The sequence below is a fragment of the Ekhidna sp. genome (genome assembly GCF_965227465.1).
In the GTDB taxonomy this organism is placed as follows: domain Bacteria; phylum Bacteroidota; class Bacteroidia; order Cytophagales; family Cyclobacteriaceae; genus Ekhidna.
The window spans coordinates 1255625-1269107 of sequence record NZ_OZ245746.1 but is presented as its reverse complement, the minus strand read 5'-3'; the positions used below and the strand labels follow the sequence as shown (position 1 = coordinate 1269107).

The window sequence follows — 13483 nt, the reverse complement described above, 5'->3', positions numbered from 1 at the left end:
ACAAATTCCATTTTGTCCAATGCAATTTCTATTTTGCAGATATGTCAGATAAAGAAGATAAAAAGTATGAATTAGGTATTGCACTTGGTGGTGGAGGTGCTCGCGGATTTGCCCACCTTGGTATTCTACAGGCCTTGTACGAGAGAGATATCAAGCCGGATATTATTTCAGGTGTAAGTGCCGGAGCAATTGCCGGAGCTTTTATTGCTTCAGGGCATACCCCGGAAAAAGCTTTCGAGGCTATTAAGGATTACAACTTCACTGGAATATCGGGATTAAACATTCCAAAAACAGGTCTTTTAAGCTCGGCAAAGATGAAGTCTAAGTTGCTTAAGAAGATTCCTACTAAAAAGATGGAAGACTTGGAAATTCCGTTGATTATCTGTGTTAGTAACATGCTGGATGGCAAACCGGAATATATGTGTGAAGGACCGCTTGCGACCATTGTTCAGGCGTCAGCTTCTATACCTGTTTTATTTAGCCCTGTCGACATCAATGGTAAACTCTATTCTGACGGAGGCATATTCGACAATGTACCTGTCAAAGTACTAAGAAAGCAATGCAAAAAAGTGATTGGAGTAAGCATAAGTCCGATTCAGGAAATAAAAGAACTCAAAAGTTTGATTCAGGTGTCCGCAAGAATGTTTCAGCTGGCGGTAAATCCCAGCACAAGTGAATTAAAAAGTAATTGTGATGTTTTTATAGAGCCGTTGGACTTATGTGATTACGACATCATGGATACAAAGCACGCTAAAGAAATCTACGATATTGGATATGAGCACACTAAAAATATGGAAATCAACCTTTAATTAATTTTATACCTCAATCCTGTTTGCAACGACCATTGCTGATTTAAAAAGGTATCGTTGAATTGATCAAAATCTGATTTTGTATCCCTAAATATTATATTCGCTCCAATTCCAATGGTTTGAGAAAGGCTAAGTTTTTCACCTAAATTCCAAAGAACACCAGCATTAGCGCTTAAGAGGATATTATTATCAACCTGAACAATTTCATTATCAACAAATGAGTTACTGCCAGTATCAAAAAACTGCGATGCTTGTTCATCTTTTATCCGTTGTGCGATGAAGTCAAATGAATGAAACAAGTTCCACTTTGAATTTCGTCCATTTGGGAAATTTTCATAGCCAATAGATATACCTGTAAGTTTCAGCGACTCTCTCTCTTCTAATTGATCACCAAACGAAAACAACAGTGTGGGACCTACACTCCATGTATGGTTCTTGAAGTTTGATTTAACAGATGGCGAAATGATTAAAGCGTCTTCCTTATCAAGCTTATTAAAACTCATACCTATCGAAGATAGCCCTTGAGCTATGCTATTGCTAGCGATGAAAACGCAAAGCAAAATTCCAATTACGATCTTCTTCATACTCAAATGTATACATGTAAATTAATCAGGCAAGTCAGACACCTGACAATCAATTAAATGATATACCAATATATTTGATCTATGCGAAATTATTTTCTGATTGCATTCATTCTGCTCCTCAGCTGTTCGGAAAACCACGATGTTCCCAATCACACTCCTGGAGTTGTTAAGGTTTTTAACAACTTGCTAATGGTGGCCTATGGTGAGGGCGGATTGATCATATCAGACGAAATTTCAGGAGAGGTGCTGGCGCAAATATTTCCTCCACAAGGAATGAATAGTATCGATGATTTTGATGTAGATGGAGATTTAATTTTCGTGTTAGACTCCAGGGGAAGAGACTATATGGCTGTTTTTTCATTTGATGGTGACGAAACAAGCCTGGTATCAGATCCTGTTATTGTTGAGGGAGGTCCGTTTAATGGAATTTCTGCATCTAACGGTAATCTGGTTGTATCCGGAGGAACCACATTTCTCAATAGATTCACATATTCTTCTAGTGGAGATATTCAAGGTCCTATTTCTTTTGGACGAGATCGAGGACATCCCGATGTAATTCTATCAAGCAATGGCCAGGTAGCATTCATCTCAGCGGATTTTGGGATCGGTCTGGATATTGATCGATTTGGAGTAATGTCACTATACATTGGAGATGAACTTGAAATACCCTCGGTCATCTCCGAACTTGGAATTGCTGATGCAGGTTTAACAGAGGGGCTAACTACTCCTGTTGGTTTTCCGATACAAACAGCTCTCCATAATGATAATTTGATAGTGGCCCATGGAGGTGGTCTGACCATTATCCGTCTAATTGAGGAATTTGTTTTCGGATCCTCCACAAATATTGATATCGGCATAAGCGCTATTTCTGTAGCTGTCAGTCAAGACACTGCATACATTATCGGTTACCAAGACGGTACCCCTACTCTCGTTAGAGTCGATCTAACTGATTTAGATAATCCAGCAATCATCAATAGTGAAACGTTGATAACGAATGAAAGTATTCCTACCTCAATAGCTGTTGGATCGAATGATCTTTACATCGCAGCAGGGACTGCTGGTCTAATAATCCTTCCAAAGAGTTGATCTTATCAACACCGTCTGCAAACCGAAATAATAGCATTGATTTAGTAAATTTAATGCATGAGTTCAACGATGATTATAGTCAACCTAGCTATTGGTCCTCTATTGCTTATCCTCTCGCTACTATTTAAAGTATTCCCTCCTAAAAAAATCAATTGGGCATATGGTTACAGAACGAAACGATCTATGAAGTCTCAGGAAGCATGGGAGGCTTCCAATAGGTATTCTGCGGACTTAATGATGTGGGTTGCAATAATTACCACTGTTTCTCAGGTTATTCTCTATTATTTATTTGAACCTGCTACGGCACTACTTATAGCTTGTGTAATAATGAGTCTTCTATTGGTCTCAACACTTTTTGTAGTGGAGAGATTCTTAAAAGAGAATTTTGACTCTGAAGGAAAAAAACCAGATCCGGCCTAAACAAAAGGTTATTAATTTCTCTGGTAGCTATCTTAATCTTTGGCACTGAAAATAAAACCAATCTAAAATAGCACCACTAGATTTCTTTGAGCTTACGTGCAAAGAAGGTGGAAATTAACATGAGAGACATCAGTGTGGCAATCATGATTTTCACTCCAAAAAATCCTGCTACCAAACTTAAAATTCCTGAGAGTAGAGTAATTATTCCCATGAAGGTATTAGCAACGGAAACATATAAGGGTCTCTCATCCGCAGGAGCGTAATCAACCAAATAGGTCTTCCTTGCCATCCTCGCTCCTCCATAAGCCATGATAATTAAAAAGAAGACGGGACCATACGCATATATCGTTTGAAAGTCCTTAGGTAAAAAATCGAATATCAGTACATACGCACAAATCAAAGAGGCAAATATTGCACTTACGATCATTACTTTTTTACTGCTCTTATCAGAAAACTTACCCCAAAAAGGGCTGCTAATAGTATTTGAAACTCCGGCCGCAATCACGAAAAGGCCTAAGCCTGACAGCTTTATATCTAACCGCTCCGTTGCAAATACGATAAGAAAAGGCTGAACAAGCGGAATAGCGAGTAATAATGAACGGGTAATTAAAAAATTAAGAAAGTTGTTATCTGTCTTTAGTAAAGACCACCCCTTCTTTACTTCATCTATCGGAGACCTGCCTCCAGAGGTAGCTCCCGGATTTTCATTTATGAAGGCAAACAGTAATGCTGACAAAATCCATAATATACCGGCTACAATGAAAAGACTAGAAAATGAATCTACTGAGCTATTTTTATCAATAAAAAAATAAAGAAATAAGCCGGCAATAACCGTGAGAAAACCTCCACCAGTTGCTCTAAAAGATAAAAGTCTGCCTCGCTTTCCTTTAGGAATAGTCTTCCCCAATACATCCTTAAAAGCGATAGAACCAACCCCGCTCGCCATGCTGAACAAGAGCAGCAAAAACACGATAATCAACCCAACGTTGTTCTCAAGGTGAGTAAAAGTAAGTGTCATTAATAGCAACATTACTCCCTGAAAAAAGCCCGCAGCTGCCCAAAAATATTTTCTGATTTTAAATGCTCTAATTTTTGCAGATACCATCAACTGAGGTAGCAATGACCCAGTATTTTTTACCGGGACCAAAAGACCTGAGTAAAAAGGTGACACACCAATAATCGAAAAGATATACGGGATAATTAGCTCAGGACTGGCAACTTGTTCGGCAAGTTTTGTACAGAAACCATTGAGTCCAATTAAAAGAAAATTCCCTGGAGTTTCAACACACGCTTCATCTGATATTGCATCGCAAGCCCTCTCCTCCCCGTCTTCTACGAGAAACTCATAAACTTTTTCGCTTATACCTTCAGATGTTTCAGCCATGCATTATTAACCTCATGAACCTGATGATGTTCATTATAAATAAAAAAAGCCAGGCTTACGCCCGGCTTTCCACTTTCCTATTAAGGCTTACAAGATCTTTAAACTTCTTGAAGCTCTACTTCTTTTTCTGCAATCCATTTCTCGGCATCAAGTGCGCCCATACAACCACTACCGGCAGCAGTGACCGCTTGACGGTAAATTTTGTCTTGTGCATCGCCTGTTGCAAATACACCGGGGATATTGGTCTTAGAAGTCCCCGGAACAGTTTTGATGTATCCTTGATCATCCATATCTAACCAACCTTTAAAAATGTCAGTATTTGGCTTATGACCAATAGCTACAAAGAAACCCTGTGCCTCTAATACACGTTCTTCTCCGGTCTTGTTATTGAGCACCTTAACTCCATTCACTTCTTCGTCACCCAGCACTTCTTTGGTTTCTGTGTTCCAGAGAATTTCGATGTTTGGTGCATTTTTCACACGCTGCTGCATGATCTTAGAAGCCCTCATTTCTTCCCTTCTTACCAACATATAAACTTTGTTTACAATTTTGGAGAGATAACTAGCTTCCTCAGCTGCAGTATCTCCGGCTCCCACAATCACAACGTCCTGACCTCTGAAGAAAAATCCATCACAAACGGCACATGCGGAAACTCCCTTACCATTTAATCTCTGCTCACTTTCCAATCCAAGCCATTTTGCTGAAGCACCAGTAGAAATAATTACGGATTCCGCTTCAATCTCTGTCCTCTCATCAACAGTTACCTTATGCGGCCATCCACTAAAGTCAACTGCTGTGACCATTCCGCTTCTCACATCTGTCCCAAATCGCTCCGCTTGCTTTTGGAAGTCGACCATCATCTGAGGTCCCATCACTCCGTCCGGATATCCGGGATAGTTTTCAACATCGTTAGTAATGGTAAGCTGGCCACCAGGCTGACCACCTTGATATAAAACAGGTTTCATTCCTGCTCGAGCAGCGTATACCGCTGCTGTGAAACCTGCAGGGCCTGAACCTATGATTAGTACTTTAACTCTTTCTGTTGGCATGTTATTTATGTTCTTCTTTAACAAAAAAATGGTGTCCTGATCAGAACACCATCTTATTAGCTTTTGTGCCCTTAAGGGCAAATAAAATCATAAAGTGTCCTGAAGATTACTCTTCAGTCTTTTCCACTGGCTTCTCTTCCTTTGGAGGGCGAGGTAAAAGGACTTTTCTGGAAAGTTTAAATTTACCTGTACGTTTATCAATATCAATCAATTTGACTTTGATTTCCTCACCTTCTTCCATGACATCAGCCACATTTTCTACCCGTTCCCACTTGATCTCAGAGATGTGCAACAATCCGTCTTTTCCAGGAAGGAACTCTACAAATGCTCCAAATGGCATGATAGACTTAACTTTTCCATCATACACTTCACCAACCTCAGGTTGTTGAACAATCGCTTTAATTCGTGCAAGTGCATTGTTCAAGGAATCTCCATCTACAGCAAAGATGCTGACCTTACCGCCTTTATCATCTTCCTCTATATTAACAGTAGCACCTGATTCTTTTTGAATCTCCTGGATGATTTTTCCTCCAGGTCCTATCACTGCTCCAATCAACTCTCTGTCTATTCTCAATTGCTCCATTCGCGGTGCATGAGACTTAAGTTCCGTTCTTGGTTCAGTAATCGTCTTAGCCATTTCACCAAGAATGTGAAGTCTTCCTTTTTTTGCCTGAGCTAACGCTTCAGCTAGCACATCATAAGAAAGTCCATCTACCTTGATGTCCATTTGACAAGCCGTGATACCGTCGGTGGTACCCGTTACTTTAAAGTCCATATCTCCCAAGTGATCTTCATCACCTAGGATATCTGATAAAATCGCATATTTCCCAGAATCACTATCGGAAATCATTCCCATTGCGATACCTGAAACTGGCTTTTTCAATTTGATCCCGGCATCCATCAGCGCTAATGTACCTGCACAAACAGTAGCCATCGATGATGAACCATTTGATTCAAGGATATCAGAAACAATCCTAATTGTATAGGGGTTTCCTTCATCTTCAGTTGGGATCATTGGCTTCAATGCTCTCATGGCAAGGTTGCCATGGCCTACCTCTCTCCTACCTGGACCTCTATTTGGTCTTACTTCACCAGTAGAGAAACCCGGGAAATTGTAATGAAGGATGAACTTATTAAATCCTGAGAACATCGCTCCGTCAATCATTTGCTCATCAAGCTTAGTTCCAAGCGTTACTGATGTCAAAGATTGGGTTTCACCTCTTGTAAATACAGCTGACCCGTGCGCTGAAGGAAGATAGTCCGCTTCAGACCATATAGGTCTGATTTCATCCGGCTTTCTACCATCAATTCGCTCTTGAGAATCAAGAACAAAATTTCTTATGGCTTCTTTTTCAACGTCATGGAAATATTTTCCAAGCAAGAAATCGTTCATCTCCTCTAATTGCTCCTCAGAGAATTGTCCGATGTACTCTTCGTATACTGCTTTGAAAGCTTCTTTTCTTTCTGATTTATTAGGATTCTTTTTAGCAGCTACATCATACAGCTTTTGGTAAACTGCCTTATGCATAGATGCTTTTAGTTCCTCATCTTTTGGTTCGTGATCATACTCACGTTTTTCAGTAGCTCCTACTTCTTTAGCTAATTCTTCCTGAATAGCACACTGCACTTTGATTTCTTCGTGTGCCTTTTTGATGCCTTCAAGCATCTCAGACTCATCTACTTCCTTACACTCTCCCTCTACCATCATGATGTTGTCAGATGTTCCTGCAACAATCAAATCAAGAGACGCTCGACCCATTTCTTCCGGAGTAGGATTTACTTTGTATTCTCCATCTACTTTAGCCACTCGTACTTCAGAAATAGGTCCGCCAAATGGAATATCTGATACAGATATTGCAGCAGACGCTGCTAAAGCAGCAAGCGAGTCTGGCATCACATCACTATCAGCTGAAATAAGCTGGATAAATACCTGTGTATCTGCGTGATAATCTGATGGAAATAACGGTCGAAGTGCACGATCTACTAATCGGCATATTAATACCTCATAATCAGAGAGTCTTGACTCTCTCTTTAAAAAGCCGCCAGGTATTTTTCCTGCAGCTGCAAATTTTTCTTGATAATCTACTGAAAGTGGTAAAAAATCCACTCCTTCTTTGGCTTCCTTAGATGAAACCACTGTTGCCAAGAGTTTGGCTTTTCCCATGCTCACCACGACAGACCCATTTGCTTGCTTCGCAAGTTTTCCTGTTTCAATGGATACTTCCCTGCCGTCCGATAATTGGAAAGTTTTTGTAATTACATTCATAATAAATTGATAATTAGGACACGTTTTGCCCTAAGGGTTTACAATAAAAAAAGGGAATCAGAAATTTGATTCCCCTTAATTTTTTATTTTCTGATTTTTAGCTTCGCAATGATGCTACGGTATCTTTCGATATCATTTTTGTGCAAGTAATCAAGTAATCTTCTTCTCTTACCTACCAATCTTAAAAGACCTAATCTGGATGCATGGTCTTTCTTTTGAGTTTTCAGGTGGTCAGTCAAGTGGTTAATTCTGTGTGTGAATAACGCAATTTGAGATTCAGGAGACCCTGTGTCTTCTGCTGACTTCCCATGCTCTTTAAAAATTTCTTCCTTTTTTTCTTTTGCTAGATACATTCTAAAATTCTATCTCTTTTATTTGAAGCGCAAATTTACGCTTTGTTATCATTCCGAGCAAATCTCCTTTTAAGCTTTTCTATCCATACCAAATATGCGTCCACCTCAAATATGCGAGCATCTATTCTGGCTTGCCTTAAAAAGAACAAACCAAAGGGTAAAAGTATGGCGTCAGACATCCAGGCGGCAATATATGGATCCATGGCACCCTCCTTGGCCTGCTTCTCACCGATGCTGGTAAATAAATAATAAATGATAAAAAAGAATATGGCTAAGATGGTTGGGACACCTAAACCACCCTTTTTAATGATTGCTCCTAGTGGTGCTCCTATTAAAAACATCAGGATACACGCTAAAGCCAGCGCATATTTCTTTTGCATTTCAATGGTGTAAAGACTGAGATCTTTACGTGTTTGATACATTCGTGTCTTCGCTGAGTTTAAATTGACTTTAATATTTCGTGATTTATTCAGTGCCTCAGAAACAATGGGTTTTTGATATTTATTTTTAGCCAACAAAATTTTCTCAAGGTATGCCCAGCCAAGTGTGTCAATATTGGTAGCAGCAAGCTTTGATGCATACCTTTTCGCTTCCAGAATATCCAAATCTGTAATCAAGACATCTTCAATTACACGCTGCTGAGGAAGTTCATTCGGAGTTTCGTCATCCTCCTTAATTAGGGAATCAAGCTTTTCGATTCTTTTTTGACTTAAAGGCTTTTGTTGCTTGAATATATTCAGGGGAAACATGGATGCTTCTACTGAATTTAGATTTTCAATAGTGTCTACAGAATCCTTCACCACCATTCCCTTCCGGAGAATTGTTCCTTTATTTTTCATGTGGAAGTCAAAATACCTACTGGTGGTCTGAATGAAATTAGCCTTCTGTTTAAGTTTCATGATTTTAAATGAATCAATATCATAAGTAAGTTCACTTATGTTTTTCATCTGACGATTGTTTTGGAATAGTTCTTCTTTCCTTCGCTTTAAGTCGAAAGAAGCCAGACTGAAAACCATATCCATTCTTCCGTATTCGGTCCTGTAAAATCTATCAATATTACTTTCAGCGTCAGGTTCTTCCGAATAATAGTGCCCCCGGTATAATTCCAGCTTTAAATAGCGATCATCTAATATTGGATACATTCGGCAAGAATCAGCTAGTATAACTGTCTTATTACCTCTTCCTGATATGTGATCGTAAATAATAACATCCAGCAATGTTTTTCCATCAGGTAATTTTTCCTTTGCCTTAATACTGTAATTAGGTATACCATTATAAAAAGACCCTGCCTTTATGTCCAGTGCCGGTTTGGTATGTTTGATATCATATAAAAGACTGTATGCTTTCAGATTAGCAGCTGGTATGGTATAATTATTGAAAAAGAAAGCGCCAATCGACAAGACAAAGACAAATAAGAAGATAGGTCTAAGTACGCGTAATAAGGATATACCTGAACTCTTGATTGCTGTCAGCTCAAAGTTTTCTCCAAGATTTCCAAAAGCCATCAGTGATGCCAGTAGTACTCCAAGGGGTAATGCTATCTGAAGCATGTTCAAGGAGAAATAAAAAAGAAGCTCAGCAAAGACTGTGAACCCCAGGTTCTTCCCTACAAAATCATCAAAATATTTTAATAGATACTGAATAAGTAAGATGAAGTTGGCAACAGCAGTGGTTAGCACCAAAGGTCCAACAAAAGATTTGAGCATTAACACATCCAACTTTCTCATAGAAGGGGCAAAATTAGAAAATTGGAGTTAAGCAAGAAAGGTACCAGAGTTATCCTCCTACGATCTCTTTCAGATCATGAATTAAAGTTTCCCAAAGTTCGTTTGCCTCTTCATCATCCATGTCTGAGTAGTCCGTGATTCTTACATACACGGACTGGGTGAGCTCATTCATTTCGATTTTGAATTCGAAAAAATTGTTGTCATCATCATCCTCATCCACTACATCAAATCGAACATGGTGATTAGTTCTATTTGAGGTCAGCTTGGCTTTCGTTTCATCTCCATCCCAGATAAACGTATATACTTTATCCTCATTATTGATATTCACATCATCAGCAAACCACTGCGCTAATCCTGATGCCGTGCTGAAATATGGGTAGAGCATCTTCTTCGATGCATTGAATTCGAACTCCCCGACATATTTATTCTTTGCCATAAGCTGTCAAATTTTTGATAAGGTAAAAAAAAAATCTATTCCAACAAGCCCATGGCAGAAAAGAAATCTTTTATAGATTTGCGTTCCTTTTTGAAGGACATGGTCTAAAGTTCTGATAAAAGTAAGAAATGGCGAGGTAGCTCAGTTGGTTAGAGCGTCGGATTCATAACCCGGAGGTCGGGAGTTCAAATCTCCCTCTCGCTACACTTAAAAGCTCTCAATCTTGAGAGCTTTTTTTGTTACGGGAAATTGTTTTACCTACTAAAAAAACAACCAAACATCCTTTAATTATCGTTATTTACCAGATGAGAGCAATGCTATTATTCATTGCATTTATTTCCACAGGTCTGGTAGATGCACAATTGACCTTAACTGTACTATCAGGGAAGGATCGCACGCCCATTACTTCAGCTAATATCCAGGCGATCAATTCTGGAAAAGGATGGGTATCAGATGACAAAGGGAATTTCTCAATCAATCAATCATCTTTAGTTGAATACCTATTAATCACTCATGTTTCGTTTGAGGACAAAATTGTAAAGCTGAGCTCAGTTGATGGTCCTATCCACCTGAAAGAAAGGTCGAGGTTTTTGAAGGATATAGAAGTCTCAGGAAGTCGAGATAGACAATGGAAAAAGGATCTTAAAAAGTTCAATCGTGAACTTTTCGGGCGATCATCAATTATTAAAAAAGTTGAAATTATCAACCCTTGGGTAATTGATTTCCAGCATGTGTCAGGAGGCTTAATAGCCACTGCTAATTCTCTTATTAGGATTGAGAATCAGTATACGGGATATCAAATAAATTTTGCCTTAGAATCATTTTCTAACAAGGGATCAATTTCTACTTACAATGGAAAAGCCTTTTTTAAGGAGTTAGATGGTGACTATAAGTCCAATAGAGAAAAGACTTTTGAAGGATCTTTAAGGCATTTTCTCTTCTCTGTGCAAAATAATATTTCCAGAAAGGAAGGGTTTAGGGTCTTCGAATGTGTATTCGACAAGCAAACCAATTCTTTCCTCACCAAAAAAGCTATTAAAACCAAAAACCTAGGTAAGCGCGAGAATGATAAGTGGACCTTAGACTTTGATGGATATATTAAGGTTATCTATTTGAAAGAATCAGATATAAACAGTTTTGGGAGTGATGCCGTTTCCAACGAAAGCGGACAAGTATCATATTTAAAATGCAATTCCCCTATTTTGATCGATGAACTGGGAAATGCAAAGAATGCTGGCCTACAGGACTTTGGATACTGGGCCAATGTAGAGCGAGTGACACATTGGCTTCCGCATGATTATTTACCAGATCGTCTTTCTTCAATAGATCATTGATGGTAGCTACTCAAAGTCAATATTCTTGTGACTTCCGTCGCAATAGGGTTTGTTAGATGATGCTCCGCACCTGCAGAAAGCAGTGACTCGATGTTTTGAGGTCTCCGATCCATCATGGTGCTTGACTTTAATGTTTCCATATACCATTAATGGACCCCCTTTAGCAACTTCAACAATTTGCTCATCTTCAATTTCGTCGGTTACATCCTGACCATTTTTCAATTTATAGGCGAGTGCTCCTGATGGACATTTATCGATTTGCTCCTTGATTGTCTTGTCATCTGCACCACTGACATTGACCCAGGGGCGCTCATTGGGATTAAATACTTCCGAAAGTCCTTTAAAACACTTTTCTGAGTGAATACATTTTTCCGGTTTCCAAACGACCGAAAGATCATCACTCTCATATTCTTTTACTTTTTCTGCCATAATTACAATTTAGCTCTTTCAGACAATAAATGCTCATAATCTGACCCATGATCCTGTATAAAAGACCTTACAAAAGGACAAAGCGGAACAATTTTGCAATTACGAGCCTCTATGATTTCCAAAGACTCCCTTACTAATTTATGGCCAACGCCTTTGCCTTCCAAATCATCGGGTACTTCTGTGTGTACCATATACAAGTCATTGGTTTTCCCTACTTTATAGGCAATAAAAGCTACTTTCCCATCTATGGATAATTCGAATTGATTCTTATTAGGGTTATCAACTGTCTTAAGGCTTGCCAGATCCATCCACTAAATCCTTTAAATAATCAGGTAGTTTTCTTTCACTCAACTGCTCATCCATTTGAGGCGAGCCATACTTTTGTTCTAATGGTATAATACCACACCAGGGGGCTCCACTTTCCATTTTCACATTGACATCTCCTACACGAATTTTTGCAGCAGCATTATCCAAAGACAACCTAGCAATCTTGGTAATATTGACTTGTTCTTCAGTGGGCTCGCCAATGTCATCAATTCTTCCAGGGATATATCTATCTGTAAAAAGATTAAAGAACTTAAGCTTTTCCTTAGGATCAGTAATTTCTTCGACTTCTGAAAAGCCGATTACAGATCGATAATTAAAAGAATGATCGAAAGCAGTTGGGGATAAAACCAGTGCATCTAAATGTGTAATTGAAAAACTCACTTGCTGCCCAATGATACCTTCAATAAATCTACTCTTTGATGATGCATGTATGTAGATATCATTTTCTATGCGTGCAAACCCTGTTGGGATTTGGTGAGGTATCCCTTCTCGCATAAATGCAACTGTACAAAAAAGACCTTCATCAATAATTTGATGCAAGGTCTTTTTATCCTCAGTACCTCTGCTTGGGTACCTTGAAGGTTTTGTGTTGGACATATTTAAGTAAGCAAAATAAGCAGCAACAGAATGATAATGATGGCTCCAACTGAAATGGAAACTTTACTATCCAGACCAGCCTGCTTAAGTTCTTTTTTAATATCCTTCACTTCCATCTTTAACACAGTCTTCTCTTCCTTATCCATGTCATTCAAATCCATTTGCCAGATTTCCTGCAAACGATTTTCTAACTGCTCTACTTTTTCCTGAGGGTCTACGTCATTCTTTGGATCTGTCTCATTCGCTGAGGAAGTGAAAGAGCTAAAACCCAAAACACATACAAACGCTAAGTATTTAATCTTTTTCATATAATATGTTTTAATGATTGAATATGTTATAAAAGTAATGAAAGCTTGAAAAAGGGGCTAAAAAGTCAAGAAATGAATTTCAACATTTTTTCTATGAAAAAATTGAAATGCATGCTGGTAAATAAATAATGAATTTCTACATTTGCGTTCCGTTTTTGAGACGGACATCATCTTCTGATGATAATTTAATGATCGGGGTATAGCGCAGTCCGGTTAGCGTACCTGCTTTGGGAGCAGGGGGTCGTAGGTTCGAATCCTACTACCCCGACAATATCAAGCCTTCATATGTTGAATATGGAGGCTTTTTTTGTGTTCGTAAAATCAAACCTACGACGGGTCGTAGCACTGGCCGTGCGCGTTCGAATCCTACTACC

Annotated in this window: 15 protein-coding genes and 2 tRNA genes; 6 read left to right on the top strand and 11 right to left on the bottom strand. The window is 38.8% G+C overall.

Features of this window, described 5'->3' with window-relative positions:
* The first annotated feature begins 41 nt into the window (after window positions 1–41).
* On the top strand, window positions 42–809 hold the full coding sequence (locus tag ACO05G_RS05695) for a patatin-like phospholipase family protein (protein WP_421765089.1): 768 nt from the start codon (window positions 42–44) through the stop codon (window positions 807–809).
* Here ACO05G_RS05695 and ACO05G_RS05690 read toward each other — a convergent pair.
* The gene (locus ACO05G_RS05690) at window positions 806–1393 is read right to left on the bottom strand and encodes a hypothetical protein (RefSeq protein ID WP_421765088.1); all 588 of its coding nucleotides are present in this window, start codon (window positions 1391–1393) and stop codon (window positions 806–808) included. The genes ACO05G_RS05695 and ACO05G_RS05690 overlap by 4 nt on opposite strands.
* 81 nt (window positions 1394–1474) lie before the next feature.
* Here ACO05G_RS05690 and ACO05G_RS05685 point away from each other — a divergent pair, with 81 nt between their 5' ends.
* Complete coding sequence (locus tag ACO05G_RS05685; RefSeq protein ID WP_421765087.1) at window positions 1475–2479, top strand: hypothetical protein; 1005 nt, start codon at window positions 1475–1477, stop codon at window positions 2477–2479.
* A 57-nt stretch (window positions 2480–2536) separates the two neighbouring features.
* Window positions 2537–2899: an SdpI family protein gene (locus ACO05G_RS05680; protein ID WP_421765086.1), complete on the top strand. Its 363-nt coding sequence runs from the start codon at window positions 2537–2539 to the stop codon at window positions 2897–2899.
* Between the two features lie 76 nt (window positions 2900–2975).
* Here ACO05G_RS05680 and ACO05G_RS05675 read toward each other — a convergent pair whose 3' ends face one another.
* The 6 genes from ACO05G_RS05675 to ACO05G_RS05650 all read right to left on the bottom strand — a co-directional run bounded on the left by ACO05G_RS05675 (window position 2976) and on the right by ACO05G_RS05650 (window position 10114).
* Window positions 2976–4283 carry an MFS transporter gene (locus tag ACO05G_RS05675; protein WP_421765085.1) on the bottom strand — a complete coding sequence of 436 codons (1308 nt, stop codon included), beginning with the start codon at window positions 4281–4283 and terminating at the stop codon, window positions 2976–2978.
* A 98-nt stretch (window positions 4284–4381) separates the two neighbouring features.
* Window positions 4382–5332 carry a thioredoxin-disulfide reductase gene (trxB, locus tag ACO05G_RS05670; protein ID WP_421765084.1) on the bottom strand — a complete coding sequence of 317 codons (951 nt, stop codon included), beginning with the start codon at window positions 5330–5332 and terminating at the stop codon, window positions 4382–4384.
* Between the two features lie 106 nt (window positions 5333–5438).
* A complete protein-coding gene (gene pnp, locus ACO05G_RS05665; protein WP_421765083.1) occupies window positions 5439–7598 on the bottom strand; it encodes a polyribonucleotide nucleotidyltransferase in 2160 nt (719 codons plus the stop codon).
* 83 nt (window positions 7599–7681) lie between these two features.
* A complete protein-coding gene (gene rpsO, locus ACO05G_RS05660; protein ID WP_348284654.1) occupies window positions 7682–7951 on the bottom strand; it encodes a 30S ribosomal protein S15 in 270 nt (89 codons plus the stop codon).
* Between the two features lie 35 nt (window positions 7952–7986).
* Window positions 7987–9678 (bottom strand): LptF/LptG family permease, encoded by a 1692-nt coding sequence (locus ACO05G_RS05655; protein ID WP_421765082.1) that lies wholly within the window; start codon window positions 9676–9678, stop codon window positions 7987–7989.
* A 49-nt stretch (window positions 9679–9727) separates the two neighbouring features.
* Window positions 9728–10114, bottom strand: coding sequence for an START-like domain-containing protein (locus ACO05G_RS05650; protein ID WP_348284652.1), 387 nt, complete (start codon window positions 10112–10114; stop codon window positions 9728–9730).
* Between the two features lie 130 nt (window positions 10115–10244).
* Between ACO05G_RS05650 and ACO05G_RS05645 the strand changes: the two genes are divergently transcribed.
* Window positions 10245–10318 (top strand) — tRNA-Met (locus ACO05G_RS05645).
* Between the two features lie 110 nt (window positions 10319–10428).
* On the top strand, window positions 10429–11448 hold the full coding sequence (locus tag ACO05G_RS05640; protein ID WP_421765081.1) for a hypothetical protein: 1020 nt from the start codon (window positions 10429–10431) through the stop codon (window positions 11446–11448).
* Window positions 11449–11454: 6 nt separating this feature from the next.
* Here ACO05G_RS05640 and ACO05G_RS05635 read toward each other — a convergent pair whose 3' ends face one another.
* Genes ACO05G_RS05635 through ACO05G_RS05620 form a run of 4 tightly spaced genes read right to left on the bottom strand, consistent with a single transcriptional unit; the run spans window position 11455 to window position 13109 of the window.
* Window positions 11455–11877: a (4Fe-4S)-binding protein gene (locus ACO05G_RS05635; RefSeq protein WP_421765080.1), complete on the bottom strand. Its 423-nt coding sequence runs from the start codon at window positions 11875–11877 to the stop codon at window positions 11455–11457.
* Window positions 11878–11879: 2 nt separating this feature from the next.
* Entirely contained in the window at window positions 11880–12185 is a 306-nt protein-coding gene (locus ACO05G_RS05630; RefSeq protein WP_421765079.1) for a GNAT family N-acetyltransferase, read from the bottom strand.
* Window positions 12166–12801 carry a pyridoxamine 5'-phosphate oxidase family protein gene (locus ACO05G_RS05625; RefSeq protein ID WP_421765078.1) on the bottom strand — a complete coding sequence of 212 codons (636 nt, stop codon included), beginning with the start codon at window positions 12799–12801 and terminating at the stop codon, window positions 12166–12168. The genes ACO05G_RS05630 and ACO05G_RS05625 overlap by 20 nt, the downstream gene beginning before the upstream one ends.
* A 2-nt stretch (window positions 12802–12803) precedes the next feature.
* Window positions 12804–13109 carry a hypothetical protein gene (locus ACO05G_RS05620; RefSeq protein ID WP_348284647.1) on the bottom strand — a complete coding sequence of 102 codons (306 nt, stop codon included), beginning with the start codon at window positions 13107–13109 and terminating at the stop codon, window positions 12804–12806.
* A 193-nt stretch (window positions 13110–13302) separates the two neighbouring features.
* Between ACO05G_RS05620 and ACO05G_RS05615 the strand changes: the two genes are divergently transcribed.
* Window positions 13303–13377, top strand: a tRNA-Pro gene (locus ACO05G_RS05615).
* Window positions 13378–13483: the final 106 nt, after the last annotated feature.